This is a genomic window from Acidovorax delafieldii 2AN (assembly GCF_000175235.1).
In the GTDB taxonomy this organism is placed as follows: domain Bacteria; phylum Pseudomonadota; class Gammaproteobacteria; order Burkholderiales; family Burkholderiaceae_C; genus Acidovorax; species Acidovorax delafieldii_B.
Genome location: NZ_ACQT01000184.1, coordinates 1 through 7,133, shown reverse-complemented (window position 1 = coordinate 7,133; position 7,133 = coordinate 1). Strand labels below are relative to the sequence as shown.

General features: G+C 63.5%; 8 protein-coding genes. 5 read left to right on the top strand and 3 right to left on the bottom strand.

Features of this window, described 5'->3' with window-relative positions; genetic code table 11:
• The 3 genes from ACDELDRAFT_RS17010 to ACDELDRAFT_RS17000 all read right to left on the bottom strand — a co-directional run.
• Positions 1-610 (bottom strand): ATP-binding protein (locus tag ACDELDRAFT_RS17010; RefSeq protein ID WP_005799131.1); only part of this gene is annotated, 610 nt, incomplete at its 3' end.
• 2 nt (positions 611-612) lie between these two features.
• Positions 613-2,040, bottom strand: a complete 1,428-nt coding sequence (locus tag ACDELDRAFT_RS17005; protein WP_005799129.1) for a cbb3-type cytochrome c oxidase subunit I — start codon at positions 2,038-2,040, stop codon at positions 613-615.
• 41 nt (positions 2,041-2,081) lie between these two features.
• Positions 2,082-2,507 carry a c-type cytochrome gene (locus ACDELDRAFT_RS17000; RefSeq protein WP_005799128.1) on the bottom strand — a complete coding sequence of 142 codons (426 nt, stop codon included), beginning with the start codon at positions 2,505-2,507 and terminating at the stop codon, positions 2,082-2,084.
• A 209-nt stretch (positions 2,508-2,716) separates the two neighbouring features.
• On the opposite strand from ACDELDRAFT_RS17000, the gene ACDELDRAFT_RS16995 reads away from it, so the two are divergent.
• The 5 genes from ACDELDRAFT_RS16995 to ACDELDRAFT_RS16975 all read left to right on the top strand — a co-directional run bounded on the left by ACDELDRAFT_RS16995 (position 2,717) and on the right by ACDELDRAFT_RS16975 (position 6,804).
• Positions 2,717-3,352: a cytochrome c oxidase subunit 3 family protein gene (locus ACDELDRAFT_RS16995; RefSeq protein WP_005799127.1), complete on the top strand. Its 636-nt coding sequence runs from the start codon at positions 2,717-2,719 to the stop codon at positions 3,350-3,352.
• A gap of 11 nt (positions 3,353-3,363) precedes the next feature.
• On the top strand, positions 3,364-3,633 hold the full coding sequence (locus ACDELDRAFT_RS16990) for a cytochrome C oxidase subunit IV family protein (RefSeq protein ID WP_005799126.1): 270 nt from the start codon (positions 3,364-3,366) through the stop codon (positions 3,631-3,633).
• 261 nt (positions 3,634-3,894) lie between these two features.
• Entirely contained in the window at positions 3,895-5,547 is a 1,653-nt protein-coding gene (locus tag ACDELDRAFT_RS16985) for a cbb3-type cytochrome c oxidase subunit I (RefSeq protein WP_005799124.1), read from the top strand.
• On the top strand, positions 5,537-6,181 hold the full coding sequence (locus ACDELDRAFT_RS16980; protein WP_005799122.1) for a cbb3-type cytochrome c oxidase subunit II: 645 nt from the start codon (positions 5,537-5,539) through the stop codon (positions 6,179-6,181). Before ACDELDRAFT_RS16985 ends, ACDELDRAFT_RS16980 begins: the two co-directional genes overlap by 11 nt.
• A gap of 17 nt (positions 6,182-6,198) precedes the next feature.
• Positions 6,199-6,804, top strand: coding sequence for a c-type cytochrome (locus ACDELDRAFT_RS16975; protein ID WP_005799120.1), 606 nt, complete (start codon positions 6,199-6,201; stop codon positions 6,802-6,804).
• Positions 6,805-7,133 lie beyond the last annotated feature (329 nt).

Sequence of the window (7,133 nt, the reverse complement as noted above, 5' to 3'; positions counted from 1 at the left end):
CGCGCCCCTCGCGCTCGAGGATGGTGCGTTCGACGGGCGCGGCCGGGTAGTCCAGCGTCAGCGCCGTGAAGCGCTGCCGGGTACTGGGCTTGAGCCCCTTGAGCAGATTCTGGTAGCCCGGGTTGTACGAGATGACCAGCATGAACTCGGGCGGCGCCTTGAGCAATTCCCCCGTGCGTTCAACAGGCAGCAGGCGCCGGTCGTCGGCCAGGGGATGGAGCACGACGGTGGTGTCCTTGCGGGCCTCCACCACTTCGTCGAGATAGAGGATGGCGCCTTCGCGCACTGCACGGGTGAGCGGGCCGTCGGACCACACCGTGTTGCCCTGACCGATCAGGTGGCGCCCCACCAGGTCCGCCGCACTGAGGTCGTCATGGCATGAAACGGTGATCAGCGGACGACCCAGGCGGGCCGCCATGTGCTCGACAAAGCGGGTCTTGCCGCACCCCGTGGGGCCCTTGATCAACAGCGGCAGCTGTTGGGCGAAGCAATGCTCGAAAAGCGCGCATTCACCGCCCTGCGCCGCATAGAAGGGCACCCCACTCGCAGCGGAGCGCTGGCCCGTGGTGCTGGCGCCCTGGGCCAGCGAAACCGCTGTGTGGGTTTCCATGGTCAGGCCCGTTGCGTGCGGCCGCCGGGGATGGCTGCCACTTCCTGCTCATTGGCAGCAGGGCCGATGAAGAAGCTCGACAGATAGGTCAGCAGACCAGCCAGGAACATGACGCCACCCGAGACACGCACCCAGTAGAAAAATACGAGCTGGTCTTGCGTTGCCATGAAGGACATGGCCCCGGTCGTGGGCATGCGCTGCAGCCAGACCTGGAGGATGCCGGCGCCGCTGAGGGCCAGAACCATCACGGCCATACCGATGCTCATGATCCAGAAGCTCCACATCTCGGCGCGCTGTGCGCGCATGGGGTTGGCTTCGCGGCCGCGCAGCAGTGGCATGGAATAGCTGATCAGCGCCAGCACCACGAGCACATAGGCACCGTAGAAAGCGAGGTGGCCGTGGGCTGCAGTGACCTGCGAACCGTGCGTGTAGTAGTTGACGGGGCTCAGGGTGTGGATGAAGCCCCAGACACCTGCGCCCAAGAAGCCGATCACGGCAGTGCCCACGGCCCACAGCACAGCGGCCTGGTTGGGATGCTCGCGGCGGCGGCGTTGCACCATGTTGAAGGCGAACAGTGTCATCATGAAGAACGGAATGGGCTCGAGTGCCGAGAACACGCCGCCGACCCAGTGCCAGTAGCCTGGCAAGCCAATGAAGTAGAAGTGGTGGCCAGTGCCCAGGATGCCCGAGATCAGCGCGAAGGCAATGATCATGTACATCCACTTGTCGATCACTTCACGGTCCACGCCCGTGGTCTTGATGAGCACGAAGGCCAGCAGCGAAGCCATGATCAGTTCCCAGGTGCCTTCCACCCACAGGTGCACCACGAACCACCAGTACATCTTGTCGCGCACCAGGTTGCTGGGATTGACGAAGCTGAACAGGAACATCAGCGCAAGGCCCCACAGGCCCATCAGCAGCACCAGCGAGATGGCCGTCTTGCGGCCCTTGAGCACCGTCATGCTGATGTTGAACAGGAAGCCCAGAGCCACCACCACAATGCCAACCTTGGTGGGCAAGGGTTGCTCGAGGAATTCGCGGCCCATGGTTGCCAGCAAGTCATTGCCGGTCATCTCGGCCAGTTTGGCATAGGGCACCAGCAGATACCCCAGAATGGTCAGGGCGCCTGCCGCCAGGAAAATCCAGAACAGCACCTTGGCCAGCAGCGGGCTGTAGAGCTCTGTTTCGCTCTCTTCGGGCACCATGAAGTAGGCCGCCCCCATGAATCCGAACAACAGCCACACGATCAGCAGGTTGGTGTGGACCATGCGGGCGATGTTGAAGGGAATGGCCGGGAACATCAGGTCGCCGATCACGTATTGCAGGCCCAGGGTCAGACCGAAAAGGATCTGGCCGGTGAACAGGCCGAGCGCAGCTATGAAGTACAGCTTCGCGACCGACTGCGATTGGTATTTAAGGGTTGTGGGCATTTTTGTATCCTTGGATGTGAGGTCTCAGTGCACTGAGATGCTTACCCTTCGATATTGGGTGGCCACTTTTCAGCGTCCACGCCGTTGGTCCACCGCAGAAATTCGACCAGATCGTCCAACTGGCCTTCGGTGAAGTTGAACTGGGGCATCTGGCGACGACCCGGCGTGTGTGTGGGCATGGCCTTGATCCAGCTCTTGATGAAATCAGGACCGCGGCGTGCATAGACGTTGCCCAGTTCCGGGGCAAAGTACGCACCTTCACCCAGCAGGGTGTGGCAGCCGATGCAGTTGCGGGTCTCCCACAGGTGCTTGCCGCGGACGACTGCAGGTGTGATGTCGCCCGCCTTGGAGCGCTCTGGGATTTTGGTTTCTGTGTGAAAGACGAGCGCGGCGAACAAAAGCACGAAAAAGACCGTGCCCCCGTAGAAAATGTTCCGCGCCATCTGGCTGGTGAAGCCTTGACTCATGGTGGTACCTCATGCAGTGATGAGGTTCCCATCGTAATGAGTCATTGCGCAAAATGGTTGATTAGAATCAATAAGATTCATATCACATGCATCTTATTTTGTGCTTGTATTTTTCGGGCAGCATTCAGGCGCCAGAATAAGGACCCGCGTTGCCGTCGTGCAACCCCTTTGCCGCAAGTGGCAATGATCCTTCAGGCAGGATGCCCTACATGAACCGCAGCACCTCCACGGTTTTGTCGTCTGAGAACAACAACCCATCTTTGCATCATGCCCATGCCGGCAGGGTGGAGGCGCCCCGGCTGCGCGGTGATCTGGGCGTGTGGTTGGTCATCCTGATGGAGTTGCTCACCTTCGCCATCCTCTTTGTTTCTTTCGCGTTCGCCCGCGCCCGTGAAGTGGATGTGTTCAATGCGTCTCAGGCCACGCTCAACCTCAATGCGGGTGCGCTCAATACCGTTTTGCTGATATCGGGAAGCTGGTGTGTGGCCAGTGCGGTGGCTGCGGTGCAGCGCGATGCGTCGGTGGCAGGGGCGCGTTGGCTGCTGGGTGCGCTGGCCTGTGGGGGCGGGTTCGTGGCGGTCAAGCTGACCGAATATGCCCACAAGTTGGGCGACGGGGTGGATCTGTCGACGAACACCTTCTATATGTTCTACCTTCTGCTCACCGGCTTTCACTTTCTGCATGTGGTGGTGGGGATGCTGGCGATCGCTTACCTGTGGGTCAAGACGCGCCGTGGACGCTACGGCAGCCACGATTGCCACGCGCTCGAGACGGGGGCAGCGTTCTGGCACATGGTGGATCTGCTCTGGATCGTGCTGTTCCCCTTGGTGTACGTGATGCGTTGAGGATGCCGAAGATGCCTGTTCTTTCACTCGCCAAGGTCTGGGCGGTACTGCTGGCCATCACGGCCGTGACCTATTGGATTGGCGAAGCGGGGCTTTCGGGCCATGGCTCGATTGCGCCAGTGCTCGTCATGTTCGGCCTCGCGTTTGCCAAGGGCTTGCTCGTGAGCCTCGAATTCCTTGAGTTGCGGCGCGCGCCGGCTTTGTGGCGCTGGCTGGTTGTGGGATGGCTTGCTCTCGTGCTGGCACTCATCGTGTTGGCGTACTGGATCAGTTTGCGTTAGGGCTGCAGGCCGCCGGGCACCGTGCGCGATCGGGTTGCGCGGGGCTGTGCACAACGCCGAGTGCCGGGCATGGCGGGGTTACCACTGCTCTGCGGCAGGTTATTACCCGCGCAAAAACATTCATATTTTATGAATCATAGAATCCGCCGCGTGAATGCCTAGCACGCGCAGGAATGTCTGTGGTTGCTGTGCCTCAAAGTTTCCGCGGAAGTGAGCGGCGTTCATGCACTTCTGCGGTGCATACCAAAAGGATGGACGCTCATGGACAGCGCGATACTGAGTTTGCTGGGCGCGTTTCTGCTCTCGATCATGGGGCTGTTTGTTTTCATCTGGTCCATGCGCAAGGGCCTGCTGGTTGAAAATCCGCGCGCGGCCTCGGTGATCTTTGCGCGAGGCGAAATCGGCAAGGTGGACGATCCGGCGTTGCTTGAGCCGGCCCAGGCTCGGCTACAGGCCGCGGCCGCCGAGGACGGCAGCGAGCTGCATGTGGCCGACCCGGACGAACTGCGCCACCGCGTGGCGGCCGACCGCTCCAGCGCATTTCCCGTGTTCATGTTCGTCGCCTTTGCCTGTCTATGGCTGGTGGTGGGCTCGCTGGCCGGGCTGGTGTCGTCGCTCAAGCTGCACATGCCCGACTGGCTGGTGGGCGAGGCATGGCTCACCTTCGGCCGCATCCGTACCGTGCACCTGAACGCAGTGCTCTATGGCTGGATCACCAATGCGGCCCTGGGCGTCATTGTCTGGCTGCTGCCACGCCTGCTGCGCACCCCCCTGGTGGGTGCGATGTGGGTGATGCTGGGGGGGGCGCTGCTCAACACCGGCATCGCCAGCGGCATCGGTGCCATCGGTGCCGGCTGGACCGATGGCATGGAATACCTCGAGATTCCCTGGCAGATCGGCGTCTTCATCGCGGCCGGCTTCATCTGCATCGTGGGCCCCGTGCTGTTCACGCTGGTCAACCGCAAGGTCGAGTCGCTGTACGTGAGCGTCTGGTACATGGTGGCCGGCCTGCTCTGGATCACTTTGCTGTTCGTGGTGGCCAAGCTTCCGGGCGTGCACACCGGCGTGCAGCAGGCCACCACCAACTGGTGGTACGGCCACAATGTGCTGGGATTGTGGTTCACGCCGATCAGCGTGGGCTCCATCTACTACTTTCTGCCCAAGATCATCGGCCGGCCCGTGCGGTCGTACAACCTGTCCATCCTGGGCTTCTGGACGCTGGCTTTCTTCTATGGACAGGTAGGGGGCCACCACCTGATTGGCGGGCCCATCCCGGGCTGGCTGACCACGCTGTCCATCGTGCAGAGCATGATGATGATCATCCCCGTGGTGGCCTTCACCATCAACATGGCCGGCACCATGTGGGGCCGCATGCACCTGGCGCTGCACTCGCCCACGCTGCGCTTCATGATGTTCGGCGGGCTGATGTACATGCTGTCGTCGCTGCAGGGCTCGCTGGAGGCTCTGCGCAGCATCAACCAGGTGGCGCACTTCACGCACTTCACGGTAGCGCATGCCCACCTGGGCGCGTACGCCTTTGTCACCATGGTGCTGTTTGGTGCCATCTATTTCATGATGCCGCGCGTGCTCCACTGGGAGTGGCCATACCCGCGGCTCATCTGGCTGCAGTTCTGGGCATCGGCCCTGGGCATCGGCATCTATTTCGTCGGCCTGACCATCGGCGGCTGGCTGCAGGGGCTGGCCATGCTCGACGCATCGCGTCCCTTCATGGACTCGGTGGCCGTGACCATCCCGTATCTGCAGTGGCGCAGCGTGGGTGGTGGCCTGATGGTGCTGAGCCACCTCATTTTTGTCGGCCACTTCCTGGCCATGGTGCTGCGCTTCGGACCTGCGCGCACCGGCGCGGCGCTGTTCTCGCCCTCCAAGGCCCCGGAGTTCGCACATGGAAAATGAAGTCAAGCTGGCCGCAGGCGCCGTGGTGTCGCTGGCCATCGCCACCGCGGCGCTGGTGGTACTGCCCTACCTGCAGGTGCGGGATGTCACCCCGCCCCCGGGGCTCAAACCCTACACCAGCGCCCAGTTGCGGGGACGGGACGTGTATATCGCCAATGGTTGTGTGTACTGCCACAGCCAGCAGCCGCGCGACCGCGGCCTGGGCCCCGACCTGGCGCGCGGCTGGGGCCGTGCCTCGGTGCCGGGCGACTACTTCTATGACAAGCCTCACCTGCTGGGCAGCATGCGCACGGGCCCTGACCTGTTCAACATCGGCGCGCGCCAGCCCAGCAAGGACTGGCACCTGGGGCACCTCTACCAGCCCCGTGCCTACGTGCCAGGCTCGATCATGCCGTCCTATCCCTACCTGTTCGAAGTGAAGGACGCGGCCGAGCCCGGCGATGAGGTGCTGAACCTGCCGCCGGGGCAGGGCCCGTTCGGCCGCGTGGTGGTGGCGCGCCCCGAGGCGCTCGATCTGGTCAAGTACCTGCAAGGGCTCGACCACACCTATCCGGTGTTGCCGCCGCCCCTGAAGGCCAAGGCCGGCGCAGCGGCGCCGGCGCCCGTGCACGCGGCTTCCGCCGCTGCATCCTGATCCGTTGCGAGGCCCCCATGTTGAATGAACCAGATACCCGAAACCGGGCCCAGCAGCGCGAGAACGCCGAGCCCGAAGAGCGCACGAAACCCGTGCCGCTGATCGTCGCCGCAGTCACCTTGGCCATGGTGGCGTTTGGCGTGATCTACATCCTGTTGTCCGACCCCTTTGGCAATTCGGTGCTGGGCGACCGCCGCACGCTGGCGGACCTGTCGGGCCCTGCACCGGGCGCCGCGGGCGTGGCGGATGGCAAGCAGCTGTTCGCAGCCAACTGCGTTGCTTGCCACCAGGCCACCGGCAAAGGGCTGCCCGGTGTGTTTCCGCCGCTGGACGGCTCCGAGTGGGTGCAGGGCGACGAGCGCACGCTGGCCAATATCCTGCTGCATGGCATCAGTGGCGAACTCGTGGTTGCGGGCACCACCTACAAAGGGGCCATGCCATCCTTCCAGCAGCTTGGCGATGCCGAACTGGCGGCCCTGGCCACGTACATCCGCGGCAACTGGTCGAACAAGGCGGGCGCGGTCAAGCCCGGGTTGTTCGAGCAGGAGCGCAAGGCCAGCAGCCGTACCACGCCGTTCGAAGGCGGGGCCGCGCTCAAGGCGCTCGGCGCCAAGCCGGCCTGAGGGGCACTGCGTATGCGACCAACGGCCACGCCCCAAGGCAGGCACGCCAAGCCACTGCCTGCAGCGACGCTGGCGTGCCTGCCGTATCCGTTGCATGGGATTGGGGGCTGCCACGGCCATTCGCATTCGCTGCGCCTGCGGGCTTGCCAGGCTTCGCGCAAGGGGTGCCCATGACCCTGTTGCGCACGGCGCTGCTCAGCGCGGGGCTCGCCGTGGCGGGCTATGCCTCGGCCGTGTGGCTCACCCATGATTTCCAGGTGTGGACTGACGAAGGCGCCCGCCGGCTGGACGTAGCGCTGCAGCCTTTGGCGGTGCCGCCGGTGGTGGTC